We start from the raw sequence: 15514 nt of genomic DNA, 5'->3' as shown, positions 1-15514 counted from the left end.
GAGCAGAGTAAGCTTATGTTGAACAAACTCCCGAACGGGGTACGTTATTCCAGCCACAAAGAGTGGCAACTGTTGAAAAAACTGCCCAAGTGGTGGTTGCTGGGTACGCTGGTATTCGCCAGCCCTATCGCCTACACCTGGTGGCAGCAGGAAGACCTGCTGACGCAAAACATTGAACGCACCTCTATGTTTCTCGGCCTGTTGTTCACCTTCTGGTTTTTTATCGGCGCCCTGATGATAGGCTTAGTGGTGATCATCATCATGAAAGGGCCGGGTTATGTGGCCGACCCTTATTACCTGCCCAAAGAAGACAAAAGCCTGGAAAATAAAGACAATAGTGTCTAGTCAGCGCCAGGATTAAAGATAAGTCCTTGATTCACACAGGACTTATAGTCTATAATCGCACGCTTTTCCAACCTTGCCACACCTGATTTCGCATTCGGGGTGGCTGATAACCGTAAGGAGATTACATGCGACACTATGAAATCGTGTTTATTGTTCACCCAGACCAGAGTGAACAAGTGCCTGCGATGATTGAGCGCTACCGCACTCAGATCACTGGCAATGGCGGCAACATCCATCGTCTGGAAGACTGGGGCCGTCGTCAACTTGCCTATCCAATTAACAAAGTACACAAAGCCCACTACGTGTTGATGAACATCGAAGTGAGTCAGGAAGTACTGGAAGAGTTGGAACACGGCTTCAAATTTAACGATGCTGTATTACGTCACCTGACTATTTCGACTAAAACAGCAGTGACTGCACCAAGCCCGATGATGAAAGAGGAAAAATCCAAAACCATCGTTGGTGACGCACCTGCAGCAACTACTGAGGCAGCCGCCTAAGCGTCGTGAATACGCTGGTGATCGCCGCAACGGTGCAAACGATTGAACCGTTACGCTATACACCGGCCGGGTTACCCTTGTTGCGTTTGCAGTTGCAACATGATTCAGAACAGCAAGAAGCTGGCCTGAATCGCAAAGTGCAGTGTCAGTTAGCCGCAGTGTTGATTGGTGAAAAAGCCAGTCTGCCACTGCAAAGCGGAGATCGCATCAAAGCCAAAGGTTTTCTGGCGCAGCGCAGCGCAAAAAGCACACAAGTGGTCATGCATATACAAGAGATACAGCTAATACAGCAGACAGAATTGAAGGAGTTATAAATGGCAAGAGATATGTACAAACGCCGCCGTTACTGCCGTTTCAGTGCAGAAGGCATCAAAGAAGTTGATTACAAAGACGTGGATCTGTTGAAAGATTTCGTTTCTGAAAACTTCAAAATCATTCCAGCCCGTATGACTGGTACCAAGGCTAAATACCAACGCCAACTGACAACTGCGGTTAAACGCGCACGTTTCCTGGCGCTGATGCCTTACACAGACAAACACCCAGGTTAATCGGCGGCTTAGGAGAATAACATGCAAGTAATTTTATTAGAAAAAGTAGCAAACCTGGGTGGACTGGGTGATGTGGTTAAAGTGAAAGACGGTTACGGCCGTAACTTCCTGATCCCACAAGGTAAAGCCAAACGCGCAACCGAAGCTAACCAGGCTGAATTTGCTGCCCGTCGCGCTGATCTGGAAAAACAACAGGCTGATTTGTTGGCTGTTGCTCAAACACGTGGCGAAAAACTGGCAGGCTTTGCGTTAACCATTTCGCAAAAAGCTGGTGTTGATGGCCGTCTATTTGGTTCTGTGACCAATCTGGATATTGCAACAGCTTTGCAAGCCCAAGGTCACGAAGTGAAAAAATCAGATGTACGTTTGCCTAACGGCCCACTGAAAAATATCGGTGAGTTTGTTGTGAGCGTTGCACTGCACCATGATGTTGTTGTTGATATCAATGTGACAGTGGCTGCTGAAGCTTAATTTAAGCGTTTAGCAGTACTTAAAAAGGCTACTTCGGTAGCCTTTTTTATTTTTGTAAAAGACGGATGGTTTATGGGGTAGGGCTGGGTTGGTCGAGCTGGTGTTGCATCTCATGTGACGTTTTAATCGGTATTTCTTTGGATGGTTGTGCGCGCTGTTTCACCATTTTATTTCGCCATTCGGCGAGTAACTTTTTTTGGATGATTTGAACGTTATTTTTCGCCTCTAGGCGAGTGTCTTTTCTTTGCGTGCCCAAAGAAAAAGGCACCAAAAGAAAGGGCACCCTAGCTTCCGCTTTTTCCCTGCGTTGCTCGTCAACGTGGGCGTCCAACGAAACTCGCCCTAGCGGCTTGCACACTGCGCAAGCCACCGCGGAACTCGAACAGACGCTGGCCGACCCCCCTCCCACGCTGCCTGCGCTACTCGGCGCGTCAGATAGGGGACCCGTAAAGGCACTACGCGGTTATTTCAGTGAATCTGCTCACAGCGCATCCCGCTTAACCATTGAGAAAAGCAATTACTAAGCGACCATTGCCCATGGATGTTGACCATTGTGTCATCGTGGTGGTGTTGACTTTGGGCCCCTATATGACGCGCCGAGTAGCGGAGTCAAAATAAGGAGGAAGGGAGCGACTGTCTGAGTTCCGCGGTGGCCTGCGTCGTTTGCAGGCCGCTAGGGCGAGTTTCGCGACCGCTTATTTTGATGAGCAACGCAGGAAACAAGCGGATGCTAGGTGCATTTCTTTTGGTTACGTTTTCTTTGGGCAAGCAAAGAAAAGCAACTCGCCTAGAGGCGAAATAAAATGCTAAAACAGAGCGCAAACGGAGCTCTGAACCATCCAAAGAAATACCGATTAGAACTTCAAAGATAGAGCATCACTCTCCCTCTTGATTTACAGTTAATTTCAAAACACGAAAATGCCGATTGGCTTTTCGGTATAATCGCCAGATGGCTGACGAACAACTAGAATTTCTCAAACTCCCCCCACACTCCATAGAAGCCGAACAATCCGTGCTCGGCGGGTTATTGCTCGACAATGAAGCGCTGGACAAGATTGCCGATATTTTATCCGGGCAGGATTTCTACCAGCACGACCATAAACTGATTTATGAACATATCACCCGGCTGATAGAGCGTAACCAGCCGGCCGATATTGTGACTGTCGCCGAATCGCTGGAGAGTACGGCTGAGCTGACGACGATAGGCGGGGTAGCCTATCTGGGCGCGCTGGCACAGAATACGCCCACAGCGGCCAATATCCGCCGCTATGCCGAGATCGTGCATGAACGCTTTGTCATGCGCCAATTGGTCACCGTGGGCACTGATATCGCCGAAAGTGCTTATCTGCCGAATGGCCGCAATGCGCAGCAGTTGCTGGATGAAGCCGAAGCCAAGATCTTCCAGATCGCTGAAGGCGGTAATCGCAAGAGCCAGGGCTTTTTGGGCATGCAAGTGTTGTTGCCGCAGGTGGCCGATCGTATCGATTACCTGTATTCGCGTGAAAACCATTCTGATGTGACTGGCACCCCCACCGGGTTTAGTGACCTAGACTCCATGACTTCCGGCTTGCAGGGCGGTGATCTGGTGATTATTGCCGGTCGTCCTTCTATGGGTAAAACGGCGTTTGCGATCAACATCGCCGAGAACGTGGCGCTGGAAACCAACAAGGCTGTGGCTATCTTCTCGATGGAGATGGGCGCGACACAGCTGACGACGCGTATGATAGGTTCTATCGGGCGTCTGGACCAGCACAAGATGCGTAACGGTAACCTCGAGGATGAGGACTGGGAAAAACTGACCACGGCCTTGGGCAAGCTGAACGAAGCGCCTATCTATATTGATGAAGGCGCCGGTTTAAGCAGCTTTGACGTACGTGCACGCGCGCGACGTTTACATAGACAGGCGGGTGAGCTGGGCCTGATCGTGATCGATTATTTGCAGTTGATGACCTCGCCGGCAGGGCGTTCAGGCGAAAACCGGGCGACGGAGATCTCGGAGATCTCGCGTTCGTTGAAATCGCTGGCAAAAGAACTCAATGTGCCACTGATCGCCATCTCGCAGCTGAACCGTAGTGTGGACCAGCGGCCTGACAAACGCCCGGTGATGAGTGACTTGCGCGAATCGGGCGCTATCGAGCAGGATGCCGACTTGATCATGTTCGTGTATCGCGATGAATACTACAATCCGGATAGTGCTGAAAAAGGCTCGGCCGAGATCATTATCGCCAAACAGCGTAACGGCCCTATCGGCCGTGTGCGCCTGACCTTTATGGGCGCGCATACCCGCTTTGAGAACTATGCCAATGCGTCATATATGCCAGACGAATACTAGGGGCGGCTGAAGATGCGTCCCATCGTTGCTGAGATCTCGGAACAAGCACTGGCCCATAACCTGGCGCAGGTGCGGCGTTATGCGCCGCATGCCAAAGTGCTGGCTGTGGTCAAAGCCAATGCTTACGGCCATGGCCTGCTGAATGCCGCGCGTGGATTAAAACAGACAGATGCTTTTGCCGTACTCAATATCAGAGAAGCGGTGACCTTGCGCGATGCCGGTTATCAGCATCCTATCCTGTTGCTGGAAGGCGTTTTTTCTGCCGAGGAAATGGCGCTGGTCGATAGGTACAGGCTGGATACTGTGGTCTCCCATCACATGCAATTGCAATGGTTGCTGCAAAGCCAACCGAATATGCCTTTGCGGGTTTACCTCAAACTGGATAGCGGCATGCACAGGCTGGGCTTTCAGCCTGCCGATTACCAGCCAGCACTGGATAGCTTAAGCGCCAGTGCCAATGTCAGTGAAGTGGTGCTGATGACACATTTTGCCAACTCGGACCTGGCTGACGGTGTCACGCAGGCAATGGATATCGTAGCGCAGGTGATGGGCACGCAAGCCTACAAGCGCTCACTCGCCAACTCAGCTGCGGTGATCCAGCAGCCACACACCCACGCTGACTGGGTACGCCCTGGCATCATGCTGTATGGGGCGACCCCGATCGCGGAAAAGTCTGCTGCCTCGCTTGGGTTAAGCCCGGTGATGACACTGCGCTCCGCCCTGATAGGCGTGCAGGAGATCGCCGCCGGTGAAAGTGTAGGCTATGGCAGCCTGTTCACTGCAGACCAACCTACTCGTGTCGGCATAGTCGCCTGCGGTTATGCCGATGGCTATCCGCGCCATGCCCCCACCGGTACGCCGATAGCCGTGAATGGCGTGCTGACCCGCACTTTGGGCCGTGTGTCTATGGATATGCTGGCAGTGGATATCAGCGATATCCCCCAAGCCGCTATCGGCAGTGCTGTAGAGCTATGGGGTAACCTGGTGCCAGTAGATGCGGTGGCGCAAGCCAGTGGCACCATAGGCTATGAATTGCTATGCGCAGTCACTGCACGCGTGCCTGTGCATGTGATTGATTAGTCGCTGTCCTGATCCTTTTAAATAAACTCCTGCAGTTGATATTGTCAAATTAAGTTTGACATTATGCTGCGCATGTCTTATGGTTTGACAAAGTAAAACTGTGAGGTGAATCATGGAAACAACATTACGCCAGTTCGGCAACAGTCTTGGGGTGGTCATTCCTAAAGTATTACGCGACTCTATGGCGTTGTCCGCTGGACAAACGATCAAGCTCGAGCAAACTGAGCAAGGCCTTTTATTAAAACCAATGACAAAAAAAATAAGCCTGAGCGAATTACTCGCTCAATGTGACCCCAATGCACCTATGCCAGAAGATTTAGGCGCATGGGAAAGCAGTGCAGCAGTTGGCAATGAATTATGGTAGCCCCAGCCGTGTTTGATCGCGGAGATATTGTGTACGTTAATCTCAACCCTGTGCTAGGACGTGAGTTGCAGGGTGAATGGCGGCCGGGATTGGTGCTTTCAACCAAAGCTTTCAATGCATTGGGGACGGCCATGGTAGCGCCTATCACTCAGGGTGGCAATCAAGCGCGTTTTGCCGGGTTTGCAGTCAGCCTGACTGGCGCAGGCACCGAAACACAGGGTGTTGTGTTAACGAATGCGGTGCGACCTCTGGATCTGGTAACGCGCCAGGCAAGAAAAAAAGAAACAGTGCCAGATGACATTGTGCAGGCGTGCCTGATGCGGGTACAGGCCATTTTTGAAGAATAAATTGATAATCATGGCAAAAGCTAAAACACAATATACCTGTACCGAATGTGGTGCCTCTGAGCCCAAGTGGCAAGGGCAGTGCCCGAGTTGCCACGCCTGGAACACTCTGGTGGAAAGTGTGCCAGAAGTCGCCACCCAGAGCCGTTTTGCCAGCCTGGCACCTACTGCGCAATTGCAAAAACTGGCCGAGGTCGAAGCGCAGGATGTCTCACGCCAGCAAACCGGTATCGCCGAGTTTGACCGCGTGCTGGGTGGTGGCCTGGTCGCTGGCGGGGTGGTGTTGATAGGCGGAGACCCGGGCATAGGTAAATCCACATTGTTGCTGCAAACCGTGTGCAAGGTGTCGCAAACGCTGAAATCGTTTTATATCAGTGGCGAAGAATCTGCGCAGCAGATCGCCATGCGGGCAAAACGGCTGGGGCTGGATGCCAGCCAGGTCGATGTGCTGGCTGAGATCAACCTGGAAAAAATCAGCCACGTATTGCAGCAGCACCAGCCTGACCTGGTGATCATAGACTCGATACAGACGGTGTATTCCGAAGCGCTGCAATCAGCCCCGGGCTCGGTGGCGCAGGTGCGTGAATGCAGTGCGCAATTGACGCGCATCGCCAAACAATTGGGCATCAGCATGATATTGGTCGGCCATGTGACCAAAGAAGGCTCATTGGCCGGGCCGCGCGTGCTGGAGCATATTGTTGATAGCGTGCTCTACTTTGAAGGCGACCAGAATTCGAGTTTCCGCCTGATCCGTGCCTTCAAGAACCGCTTTGGTGCGGTGAATGAGCTGGGCGTGTTTGCCATGACTGAAAAAGGCTTGCGCGAGGTCAGCAACCCGTCTGCCCTGTTTTTGTCTCATCACGATACCCCTGTTCCCGGCTCATGCATCACGGTGACTCAAGAGGGTACGCGTCCATTGCTGGTCGAGATCCAGGCATTGGTGGATACCTCTCATGCCCCTAATCCTAAACGACTATGTGTGGGATTAGAGCAAAACCGCCTGGCCATGCTGCTGGCGGTATTACATCGCCATGCCGGTGTTGCCTGTTTTGATCAGGATGTATTTATCAATGCAGTAGGCGGCGTGAAGATCAGCGAACCTGCCGTGGATTTGGCCGTGCTGCTGGCTATTGTTTCATCTTTTAAAAATAAACCATTACTAGACAAATTAATCGTGTTTGGCGAAGTAGGGCTGGCGGGCGAGGTGCGGCCGGTACAACGTGGCCAGGAACGTTTAAAAGAAGCCGCCAAGCTGGGCTTTACCCATGCCATCATCCCCAAGGCTAATGCTCCCAAAGGCGGTGTACCGGGCTTGCATATCGATGCGATAGACAGGCTGGAACAAGCCCTGGATCTGCTACGCGGATAAAAAAAGGGCAACGATGCCAGGGAGTGCCATCGTTGCCGGGAGTGGTGGTTGTTCAGAAGAGGGTGAACAGCCACAGGGAAGTGGTGTTGATATTCCGTATTGCGCTTCGCGTGTTGCTTGATCCTTTATTCATTCACTATGCCAGCAGGGGCGTCTCTGCAACTATCGGCATGCAGAACATCCGGCTTTTCATTTCACACTACAGGGTTTAAGCCTGCGTAGTGATTTCAGAAACAGTATAAAAAATTCAAGCGGGCAGGTCAGTTACATTGGGCGGGGTTTTGTAGCAATGTGTAGCCGGGCTGATACATTCGCTGCTAGCCAGTATTTATAAGGCTGCGCAGGGGGTGGCTGTTTTGTTTTTTCACAAAAAGTTCATGCAACTATTCATGCAACTTGTTTGCCTTAATCTGTGTGGAATACCACATGAATATGACAAGAATATGACGGTGAATAAAAAAACGGAACAGGAGCCGAAAAATGAAAAAAACACTCTTATTGATTCCTCTGCTATTAACAGCTTGTGCCAGCATGCAGCCGACACCGCAAACCACCAGTAGTGGCAAAGCCGGTTACAAGCTGACCTGTAGCGAATTCAATACCACCATAGAACAATGCAAAGTGAAAGCCAGTGAGCTGTGTTCACATGGTTATGATGTAGATCCGCATATGACTTTCAGGGAAACTTTTCCAGACAGTGGTGACGGCATTTATATGCCGGCCAGAAACCATGTGGTGGTCAGCTGCAAGCAGGTGTGAACTTAGGCTAGCAGGGCGTCAGGTGGCAGCCAGCACCGCATCCGCGGCGGCTATCCCGCTGATGACGGCGCCTTCGATGGTAGCGGGGTAGCGGCCCGCGACATAATCGCCCGCCAGGAATATATGCGCCAGCGCAGTATGGGTGGGCGGACGAGTCAGATCAGGCGTACAACTGAAGGTCGCGCGTTTTTCGGTGATGATCTGTGTCCACGCCGGTTGTGCAAGCTGCCAGCCGTAGCCCGCCAGGGCCTGGTTTATTTCGGCGATACATTGTTGCACCAGTCTGGATCTGTCAGCGCTTAATACCCCATGCGCACTGATCACTACGGCCAGTAATCCTGGCTGATCACAGCATACCCCGCGGTCAAATACCCATTGCGCTAATCCATGGCATAAACCCATCACTGGCAGTGGCAGCGCTGTTGCTGGCGGATATTGCAGATAGACCGTGGTGATGGGCTGGTAGTCAAACGCCGGCACAACCAGGTCGCTCGCCACGGTTTTCAGTTGGTGCGGGCCAACCGCCAGAATCACATCATCGAATAACTGTGTGCCTTGTGAGGTTTCCAGCACACAATATGGATGTTGGTTCTTGACTGAAACCACAGGCGTACGCAGAAATACCTTGCCACCAACTGCGGTGATGTTTGCCAGTAAAGGTGTGATCAGGCTGCTGGATAGATCCGATTTCAAAATCAAAAAATCACTGTCAGCGCGGTTTTGCTGAAAGCTGTCATGCAGCACATTCAGAAACACCTGCGCACTGGCGATCTGGATGGGGGTATTCAATGCGGCCAGGCACAAGGGTTCCCATAAAAGCTTGATAGCAGCGTCTGTCTGCCGGCCTTGCTGTAACAGGCTTGCAACCGTGGTATCTTGCCCCAGGGTAAATGCACATCGTTTTAACCATAGCATCCAGCGTATGGCTTGCCACTTGCTGTTTAAACTCAATCCACGCGCGCTGAGCAAGCCCCATAATAAATGTAGCGGTGCAGGTAGCCAGGTGGGCGTGACGAGTGACATGCGCGCTGCGCCATGATGCATATGCAAGGCCAGCGGCAAACGGGTGAATATCTGCGCCGGCTCCAGGCCAGCTTGGCCTAATAATGCCAATGTGGCCTGATAAGCCCCTATACATAAATGCTGGCCGTTATCCAGCATGGTTTCAGCATGCGGCACGCCACGCGCACGGCCACCGGCTTGCGGGGCAGCTTCAAATAACGATACCTGGTGTCCTGAACGCAGTAAGGTGTGCGCGGCAGCCAAACCGGCCAGCCCGGCACCGACAACAGCGACATGGCGGGGAGTATGCGTGTGCTTAAGCATTCCAGTGCATCAGCGGCGTTTCAACCATACGCCTAAAGCCAGTTTCAGTTTTCTGAAGGGTGGCAGTATGACTTTGTGGCTGAGGACCAGATTGGGGTCTTGCTTGATTTCCTGCAGTAATGCGCGGTAAATGGCAGCCATCATCAGGCCTGGCAACTGGGTTTTGATATCGGCTGCCGGCAACTGGCTCAGGGCTTTGTCATAAAACATTTCCGCACGTTCTATCTGCTTGAGCAATAAAGCCTGTGTCTGCGCCGATGGCTGGCTATGTAACAGTGCCTGCTCGGTCACGCCTGCTTTTTCCAGCTCATCGATAGGGATATATATCCTGCCGCGACGCGCATCTTCACCGATATCGCGGATGATGTTGGTCAGCTGGAAAGCCAGGCCCAGGTCATGTGCATAAGCCAGGGTGGCTTTATCACTATAGCCAAAGATCTGCGCCGAAAGCAGGCCAACCACGCTGGCGACACGGTAGCAATACAGCGCCAGTTGCTCAAAATCGGCGTAGCGGTTGTATTGCGTATCCATCTGCATGCCATCTATGATCTCGATGAAATGCGCTTCCTGCAGCGCAAACTGTTCAACCACAGGTTTTAAGGCGCGGGTGACCGGGTGTTGCGGCACTTCGTGAAACAAGCGATGGATCTCCTGTTTCCACCATTGCAGCTTGGTCTGTGCGATCTGGTAATCGCTGCATTCATCGACTACATCATCCACTTCGCGACAAAAGGCATACAGTGCCGTCATTGCTTCACGTTTATGTTTGGGTAAAAACAAAAAACTCAGGGTAAAGCTGGAACCGCTTTGTTTGGTTTTCTGCTGACAATATTGTTGCGGGGTCATTGTTTGAACAGGGCTTTCAGCAAAATTATCGGCCAATCAAAAGCACGCAGCGTGGGCCGGTGGCGATAGATATCGCCGCGGCAACGCTTTAGTTTATAAATAATTCGTTCACCACCGGCGACTATCATGCGCAGTTCGAATCCGATACGGCCGCTTAAATGCCGGCCCAGTGGCTTGCCGGCGAGCAGCAATTGCTCGGCACGGGCTACATTGTACAAAAAGAATGCCTGCCAGGCGCTATCCAGCCGCTCATCACGTAAATCCTGTTCCGTAATGCCGGCGGCCTGCATTTCGTCCTGGCATAAGTAAATGCGGCCGTTGTGGCCGTGTTTTTGCAGATCTATGGCAATGTCCTGGTAAAAATTGATCAGCTGTAAAGCTGTGCAAACCTGGTCAGACCATTGCCGGTATTGCGACGTATCCGCCGCATACAATTGCAACATCAGTCTGCCCACCGGGTTGGCCGAGCGACGGCAATAATCCAGCAGCTCCTCAAAGTCGGCATAACGGGTTTTGACCACATCCTGTTTAAAGGCGCTGATCAGGTCCAGCAGCGACTGCACCTCCAGTTTATGGCTGTGGACCACGTGCTGCAGGGTTTTAAATAATGGGCGCTCGGCCTGGATATAAGCCTGAATCAGCAATAACTCATCTTCATAAGCCTGCAGTGCTTGCAAGCGTTCCGTTTCGCTGGCATCGCCTTCATCGGCGATATCATCCGCCTCACGCGCAAACTGGTAGATCACACTCACCGCATAACGCAAATGGGCCGGCAGCAACACAGAAGCGACCGGAAAATTCTCATAATGTGTGTGTGCCAGGGTCACGCTGGCCGGTGTAGTCACTGGCTTGGAAAAGGCTTGCATGGCTTAAGTATGCCATAAATCCGTGATACGCTTACGCCTTGCACATTAACCAGTAGTAAAGAGAACGCAATGTCGGAGAAGACAGGATGTTAGGCATTATCGGCGGCACCGGGCTGACAGAGCTCACCAATCTGAATATTTCAAAACGCCTGATAGTGCGCACGCCGTACGGCAAGCCTTCGCAACCATTGGTGTTTGGCGAGATCAATGGTAAACAAGTGGTGTTTCTCGCGCGTCATGGCGGCGGCCACACCATACCGCCGCACGCAGTGAATTACCGGGCCAATATCTGGGCACTGCACTCGGTGGGGGTGACTGATCTGCTGGCAGTGGCCACAGTAGGCGGCATCAGCAATCGCCTGATTCCTGGCGATATCGTGTTGCCGCACCAGATACTGGATTACACCTATGGCCGCGATAACACCTACCACGATGGCGTAGAACTGCCGGTCAGGCACATTGATTTCACCCTGCCTTACTCGCAAGCCATGCGCGAGCGCTGCCTGCAAGCCTCTGCCGCTGCCGGATGCCAGCTGGTCGAGGGCGGCATTTATGCCTGCGTGCAAGGCCCACGGCTGGAAACGGCCGCAGAAATAGACCGCTATGAACGTGATGGTGCCACCATCGTCGGCATGACCGGCATGCCGGAAGCCGCGCTGGCACGCGAGATGGGGCTGGCTTATGCTGCCATCTGCCCGGTGGCTAATTTTGCGGCAGGCCGCGGCGATAGCGCCCAAGCCATCCATTTTGAGCAGGTCATGCCTTTATTACAGCAAACCATGGATAAAGTGCGCTGCATCATTGCGCAATGTCTGTCTGACCATCAGTGCGCAACGGCCTGATGGTGTTATCACTTTTGCGGGAGCCTACGCGTGGCGATTAAACCTGTACTGAGAATGGGTGACCCTGTGCTGTATCAGGTCGCAGAAAAGGTCACCGAATTTGATACGCCTGAATTGCATGCCTTGATCCAGGATATGTATGACACCATGAGCGCAATGAATGGTGCCGGTATCGCTGCGCCGCAGATAGGCGTCAGTTTGCAGGTAGTGATGTTTGGCGTCGGCAAGAACCCGCGTTACCCGGATGCCGAAGAAGTGCCTTTCACCGTACTGATCAACCCTGAACTGACGCCGCTAGATGATGAGCAGGAGGATGGCTGGGAAGGGTGCCTGTCAGTACCTGGCATGCGCGGCCTGGTGCCACGCTACCAAAGCCTGAATTATCGCGGTTTTGACCCGCAGGGCAATGTGATAGACCGCACTGCGAGCGGCTTTCATGCGCGGGTGGTGCAGCACGAATGTGACCACCTGTTTGGCGTTCTTTACCCCATGCGTATCCGCGATATGTCAAAATTTGGCTTTAATGATGTACTTTTTCCTGGAATAACGTTTCCAGATGACTGATATTTTGCTATAATCCTGCCTTCCGGAAGAGTGGCAGAGCGGTTTAATGCTACAGTCTTGAAAACTGTCGAGGGTTCACGCCCTCCGTGAGTTCGAATCTCACCTCTTCCGCCAGTTACCAAGATGCCGCATGATTGCGGCATTTCTATTTAAAGTTTTACCATTTAAAGTTTTTATTATCGCTTTATTTATTAAGGAAATGTCATGACACAAATCATCATCGACCACAATCCATCTGAAGAAAAATTGAAAGACCTGGGCGTAAAAAGCTGGAATACCTGGGATTGCGCACCTTCAAAATTCCCTCTCGATTTCACCATGACTGAAAAAGCCTATGTGTTGGAAGGCGAATTCAAAGTGACTCCACAAGGTGGCGACACAGTGACTATCAAAGCTGGTGACTACGTTGAGTTTCCAAAAGGCCTGAAATCCCAGTGGGAAGTAGTTAAACAATTGAAAAAACACTACAAACATTTCTAATTGATTGTTGTAGCAAGTATTCAATAAAAAAACCCTGCCATGCAGGGTTTTTTGTTTTTGCTGCAGGCGCTATGTTTAAACTTTGCAAAGTATGCAGCGGATTTAAGCCTAATAGCGCATCACTCTCTAGCAAAGTAATTGATATCAAACTACAATCTCATCCTGATTGAAAAATCAAACCGCCTTGGGGTGGCTAACGCCTGAGATCTCGCGCAAGCGAGGAACCCAATGAACCTGACCCAGATAATGCTGGCGTAGGGACAGGCAGAGCATCTACAACGCAAAAGTTTTTGGTTTGTTGTCCCCTCAACACACCTACTCACGTCATTGTCACTCTCCCCCTGTCCTTTTTATGTGTCTTATAGAAAGGATTACCTTGAAACCGATTAGCAAACCATTGTCCCTGATAGGGCTGTTACTGACCACGCCCGCGCTGGCCGCCGAGGATGACGAAGCAGTCAAACTGCCTGACGTCGTAGTGAGCGCGGATTTCCGCCCCAGCACCGCACAGAAAACCGCTGTCAGCCTGACCGAGATCGACAAGGAAACCATAGAAGCTCGTAGCGCGCAGCATTTGGAAGAAGTGTTGAACCTGGCACCGAATGTCAATGTGTCAGCAGGGGCATCGCGCGGACGATTTTTCCAGATCCGCGGCATGGGCATACTCAGTCAATACGATAACCCGGTGAACCCGTCAGTCGGTTTGATCATCGATGGCATAGACTTTAGCCGCCTGGGTGGTGCAGCTACGCTGTTTGATATTGAAGCGATAGAAGTGCTACAAGGGCCTCAGGGCACTAAATTCGGCCCCAATGCGATTGCCGGCGCCATTACCATGCGCAGTGCCGAGCCTAGCAAAGAATTTAAAATGCGCGCCCAAGCCGGGATAGGTGAATACAACACGCGTAACTTTGGCGTCGCGGTAGGCGGTACCATAGTCGAGGACCAGTTGCTGGGGCGCGCTTCTATCTATACGCATAAATCTGATGGCTATATGCAAAACGACACCCTGGGTAGGGACGACACGCAAAAGCAGGATGAGCTGACCTTCCGCAGTAAATTCAAGTTATTCGCGACTGAAGACCTGACCCTGGATTTCACCCTGATGCATGTGAATGTGAATAATGGCTATGACGCATTTACCCTGGACAACTCCAGGCGCAGCCAGGCCAATCAGCCTGGTGCAGACACACAGAACACCAACGCGTTTGCGGTAAAGGCTAATTGGCAGGCTTCGGATGCAGTGATCATACAGTCTGAAGCCACTTATTTAAATTCTTCATCCACCTACAGTTTTGATGGTGACTGGAGAACAGAGAATGACTTCGAAAAACATAACCGTGACCGCGACAATTACTCATTTGAGTTACGTGCCTTGTCTGATAAAGCTGGCCGTATCTTCAATGGCTCCACGGATTGGACGGTAGGTGTTTATCGTTTTGTGCAAGATGAACACTTCAAGTCCAGTGTCGATTACAGAAGTTACGGGCCTGATGAATTGACTCAGTTGAGGGGTAAATACAAAACAGAGAACACGGCATTGTTTGGACAATTAGATAGCCATTTAACTGACAAATTAACACTGGTCTCAGGTCTGCGGGTAGAGGATTTCAAGGCCGACTATGCTGATAGTGGATTTGTTACCTCTGTCCCTAGCAGCACGCAAAAGCGTCTGGACGAAGTCCTTTTTGGAGCCAAATTAGGCCTGAATTATCAGGCTAACGCGGATCAATTACTGTATACATCTTTAACACGCGGCTACAAACCTGGCGGGATCAACAACAAGGCCAATTTGCCGCAAAACCAGAGGCAGTTCAACACCGAGTACATGTGGAATTTTGAAACAGGGCTTAAATCGCGCTGGCTGGATGGCTCATTGATCACCAATCTGGCAGCTTTTTACGCCAAGCGGCTGGATGCGCAAACGCATAGTTCTGCCCAGATAGCGGGCACCGGTAATTTTATCGAATTTTATGATAATGCTGCCAGAGCCTCACATCAAGGTGTGGAAGCAAGCCTGGACTGGTTCTTGACGGATCAATTCCGTATCATGGGTTCACTGGGTTTGCTGGATGCAAAGTTTGACAGCTATCAAAATCCGAATCCGGCTGCCTACAATGCGCAAGGACGCCAAGTCGCTCATGCACCAAAATATACTTTTAACCTGGGCACAGAGTACTACCCGAACGACAGTTGGACAATACGCGCCAATGTCGAAGGCAAAGATAGCTTCTACTTTTCAGACAGCCACAATGCCAAATCAAACGCTTATGCTGTGCTGAATGCCAGTACCGACTACAGGTTTGATAAACATTGGAAAATCAGTGTATGGGCGAGAAACCTATTCGACAAAGACTATGCTACACGTGGATTTTTCTTTGCGAACAATCCGGCCAATAACTTTTTGGTGAATGAAAAGTACGTTCAGTATGCTGAGCCTCGCATTGGCGGGATCACTGTCACTTACGATTATTAAGC

At 51.4% G+C, this 15514-nt stretch carries 19 protein-coding genes, 1 tRNA gene and 1 riboswitch; of the genes, 16 read left to right on the top strand and 4 right to left on the bottom strand.

Features of this window, described 5'->3' with window-relative positions; genetic code table 11:
- The first annotated feature begins 15 nt into the window (after positions 1 to 15).
- The 5 genes from ACFQ1Z_RS05480 to rplI all read left to right on the top strand — a co-directional run bounded on the left by ACFQ1Z_RS05480 (position 16) and on the right by rplI (position 1864).
- The gene (locus ACFQ1Z_RS05480; RefSeq protein ID WP_379056223.1) at positions 16 to 345 is read left to right on the top strand and encodes a hypothetical protein; all 330 of its coding nucleotides are present in this window, start codon (positions 16 to 18) and stop codon (positions 343 to 345) included.
- Between the two features lie 125 nt (positions 346 to 470).
- Positions 471 to 845, top strand: coding sequence for a 30S ribosomal protein S6 (gene rpsF, locus ACFQ1Z_RS05475; protein ID WP_379056222.1), 375 nt, complete (start codon positions 471 to 473; stop codon positions 843 to 845).
- A 5-nt stretch (positions 846 to 850) separates the two neighbouring features.
- On the top strand, positions 851 to 1159 hold the full coding sequence (gene priB, locus ACFQ1Z_RS05470) for a primosomal replication protein N (protein WP_379056220.1): 309 nt from the start codon (positions 851 to 853) through the stop codon (positions 1157 to 1159).
- Positions 1160 to 1393: a 30S ribosomal protein S18 gene (gene rpsR / locus ACFQ1Z_RS05465; RefSeq protein ID WP_024929836.1), complete on the top strand. Its 234-nt coding sequence runs from the start codon at positions 1160 to 1162 to the stop codon at positions 1391 to 1393.
- Positions 1394 to 1414: 21 nt separating this feature from the next.
- Positions 1415 to 1864, top strand: coding sequence for a 50S ribosomal protein L9 (gene rplI / locus ACFQ1Z_RS05460; protein ID WP_379056219.1), 450 nt, complete (start codon positions 1415 to 1417; stop codon positions 1862 to 1864).
- 70 nt (positions 1865 to 1934) lie between these two features.
- Here rplI and ACFQ1Z_RS05455 read toward each other — a convergent pair whose 3' ends face one another.
- Positions 1935 to 2195, bottom strand: a complete 261-nt coding sequence (locus tag ACFQ1Z_RS05455; RefSeq protein ID WP_379056218.1) for a hypothetical protein — start codon at positions 2193 to 2195, stop codon at positions 1935 to 1937.
- A gap of 618 nt (positions 2196 to 2813) precedes the next feature.
- On the opposite strand from ACFQ1Z_RS05455, the gene dnaB reads away from it, so the two are divergent.
- The 6 genes from dnaB (at position 2814) to ACFQ1Z_RS05425 (ending at position 8112) form a co-directional block, all read left to right on the top strand.
- A complete protein-coding gene (gene dnaB, locus ACFQ1Z_RS05450) occupies positions 2814 to 4196 on the top strand; it encodes a replicative DNA helicase (protein WP_379056216.1) in 1383 nt (460 codons plus the stop codon).
- Positions 4197 to 4208: 12 nt separating this feature from the next.
- Entirely contained in the window at positions 4209 to 5276 is a 1068-nt protein-coding gene (gene alr, locus ACFQ1Z_RS05445) for an alanine racemase (protein WP_379056214.1), read from the top strand.
- 112 nt (positions 5277 to 5388) lie between these two features.
- On the top strand, positions 5389 to 5640 hold the full coding sequence (locus ACFQ1Z_RS05440) for an AbrB/MazE/SpoVT family DNA-binding domain-containing protein (RefSeq protein WP_379056212.1): 252 nt from the start codon (positions 5389 to 5391) through the stop codon (positions 5638 to 5640).
- Positions 5641 to 5669: 29 nt separating this feature from the next.
- Complete coding sequence (locus ACFQ1Z_RS05435; protein WP_379056210.1) at positions 5670 to 5987, top strand: type II toxin-antitoxin system ChpB family toxin; 318 nt, start codon at positions 5670 to 5672, stop codon at positions 5985 to 5987.
- Positions 5988 to 5997: 10 nt separating this feature from the next.
- Positions 5998 to 7353: a DNA repair protein RadA gene (gene radA, locus ACFQ1Z_RS05430; RefSeq protein WP_379056208.1), complete on the top strand. Its 1356-nt coding sequence runs from the start codon at positions 5998 to 6000 to the stop codon at positions 7351 to 7353.
- A 480-nt stretch (positions 7354 to 7833) separates the two neighbouring features.
- Complete coding sequence (locus ACFQ1Z_RS05425; RefSeq protein WP_379056207.1) at positions 7834 to 8112, top strand: hypothetical protein; 279 nt, start codon at positions 7834 to 7836, stop codon at positions 8110 to 8112.
- Between the two features lie 18 nt (positions 8113 to 8130).
- Here the strand turns inward: ACFQ1Z_RS05425 and hpnE are convergent, their stop codons facing one another.
- The 3 genes from hpnE to hpnC are packed head-to-tail and all read right to left on the bottom strand — an operon-like array spanning position 8131 to position 11150.
- Positions 8131 to 9438: a hydroxysqualene dehydroxylase HpnE gene (gene hpnE / locus ACFQ1Z_RS05420; RefSeq protein WP_379056205.1), complete on the bottom strand. Its 1308-nt coding sequence runs from the start codon at positions 9436 to 9438 to the stop codon at positions 8131 to 8133.
- Positions 9439 to 9447: 9 nt separating this feature from the next.
- Complete coding sequence (gene hpnD, locus ACFQ1Z_RS05415) at positions 9448 to 10284, bottom strand: presqualene diphosphate synthase HpnD (protein ID WP_379056203.1); 837 nt, start codon at positions 10282 to 10284, stop codon at positions 9448 to 9450.
- Positions 10281 to 11150, bottom strand: a complete 870-nt coding sequence (gene hpnC / locus ACFQ1Z_RS05410; protein ID WP_379056202.1) for a squalene synthase HpnC — start codon at positions 11148 to 11150, stop codon at positions 10281 to 10283. Before hpnC ends, hpnD begins: the two co-directional genes overlap by 4 nt.
- 86 nt (positions 11151 to 11236) lie before the next feature.
- On the opposite strand from hpnC, the gene ACFQ1Z_RS05405 reads away from it, so the two are divergent.
- The 5 genes from ACFQ1Z_RS05405 to ACFQ1Z_RS05385 all read left to right on the top strand — a co-directional run bounded on the left by ACFQ1Z_RS05405 (position 11237) and on the right by ACFQ1Z_RS05385 (position 15512).
- Positions 11237 to 11992 carry an S-methyl-5'-thioinosine phosphorylase gene (locus ACFQ1Z_RS05405; RefSeq protein WP_379056200.1) on the top strand — a complete coding sequence of 252 codons (756 nt, stop codon included), beginning with the start codon at positions 11237 to 11239 and terminating at the stop codon, positions 11990 to 11992.
- Between the two features lie 30 nt (positions 11993 to 12022).
- The gene (gene def / locus ACFQ1Z_RS05400) at positions 12023 to 12556 is read left to right on the top strand and encodes a peptide deformylase (protein ID WP_379056198.1); all 534 of its coding nucleotides are present in this window, start codon (positions 12023 to 12025) and stop codon (positions 12554 to 12556) included.
- Positions 12557 to 12580: 24 nt separating this feature from the next.
- A tRNA-Ser gene (locus ACFQ1Z_RS05395) sits at positions 12581 to 12670 on the top strand.
- 90 nt (positions 12671 to 12760) lie between these two features.
- Positions 12761 to 13036 carry a cupin domain-containing protein gene (locus tag ACFQ1Z_RS05390; RefSeq protein ID WP_379028994.1) on the top strand — a complete coding sequence of 92 codons (276 nt, stop codon included), beginning with the start codon at positions 12761 to 12763 and terminating at the stop codon, positions 13034 to 13036.
- A gap of 175 nt (positions 13037 to 13211) precedes the next feature.
- Positions 13212 to 13315, top strand: a riboswitch (TPP riboswitch).
- Between the two features lie 97 nt (positions 13316 to 13412).
- Entirely contained in the window at positions 13413 to 15512 is a 2100-nt protein-coding gene (locus tag ACFQ1Z_RS05385) for a TonB-dependent receptor (protein WP_379056196.1), read from the top strand.
- The last annotated feature ends 2 nt before the right edge of the window (positions 15513 to 15514 follow it).

Source organism: Methylophilus luteus (genome assembly GCF_042676265.1).
Taxonomy (GTDB): domain Bacteria; phylum Pseudomonadota; class Gammaproteobacteria; order Burkholderiales; family Methylophilaceae; genus Methylophilus; species Methylophilus luteus.
The sequence above is the reverse complement of the archived record's forward strand: the minus strand, read 5'-3'. Positions and strand labels throughout refer to the sequence as shown.

What these genes read in the sequence shown, in the direction of transcription:
- ACFQ1Z_RS05480 (WP_379056223.1), top strand. Translation starts at nt 16, where the DNA reads ATGTTGAACAAACTCCCGAACGGGGTACGTTATTCCAGCCACAAAGAG.
- rpsF (WP_379056222.1), top strand. Translation starts at nt 471, where the DNA reads ATGCGACACTATGAAATCGTGTTTATTGTTCACCCAGACCAGAGTGAA.
- rpsR (WP_024929836.1), top strand. Translation starts at nt 1,160, where the DNA reads ATGGCAAGAGATATGTACAAACGCCGCCGTTACTGCCGTTTCAGTGCA.
- rplI (WP_379056219.1), top strand. Translation starts at nt 1,415, where the DNA reads ATGCAAGTAATTTTATTAGAAAAAGTAGCAAACCTGGGTGGACTGGGT.
- dnaB (WP_379056216.1), top strand. Translation starts at nt 2,814, where the DNA reads ATGGCTGACGAACAACTAGAATTTCTCAAACTCCCCCCACACTCCATA.
- alr (WP_379056214.1), top strand. Translation starts at nt 4,209, where the DNA reads ATGCGTCCCATCGTTGCTGAGATCTCGGAACAAGCACTGGCCCATAAC.
- ACFQ1Z_RS05440 (WP_379056212.1), top strand. Translation starts at nt 5,389, where the DNA reads ATGGAAACAACATTACGCCAGTTCGGCAACAGTCTTGGGGTGGTCATT.
- radA (WP_379056208.1), top strand. Translation starts at nt 5,998, where the DNA reads ATGGCAAAAGCTAAAACACAATATACCTGTACCGAATGTGGTGCCTCT.
- ACFQ1Z_RS05425 (WP_379056207.1), top strand. Translation starts at nt 7,834, where the DNA reads ATGAAAAAAACACTCTTATTGATTCCTCTGCTATTAACAGCTTGTGCC.
- hpnE (WP_379056205.1), bottom strand. Translation starts at nt 9,438, where the DNA reads ATGCTTAAGCACACGCATACTCCCCGCCATGTCGCTGTTGTCGGTGCC.
- hpnD (WP_379056203.1), bottom strand. Translation starts at nt 10,284, where the DNA reads ATGACCCCGCAACAATATTGTCAGCAGAAAACCAAACAAAGCGGTTCC.
- hpnC (WP_379056202.1), bottom strand. Translation starts at nt 11,150, where the DNA reads ATGCAAGCCTTTTCCAAGCCAGTGACTACACCGGCCAGCGTGACCCTG.
- ACFQ1Z_RS05405 (WP_379056200.1), top strand. Translation starts at nt 11,237, where the DNA reads ATGTTAGGCATTATCGGCGGCACCGGGCTGACAGAGCTCACCAATCTG.
- ACFQ1Z_RS05390 (WP_379028994.1), top strand. Translation starts at nt 12,761, where the DNA reads ATGACACAAATCATCATCGACCACAATCCATCTGAAGAAAAATTGAAA.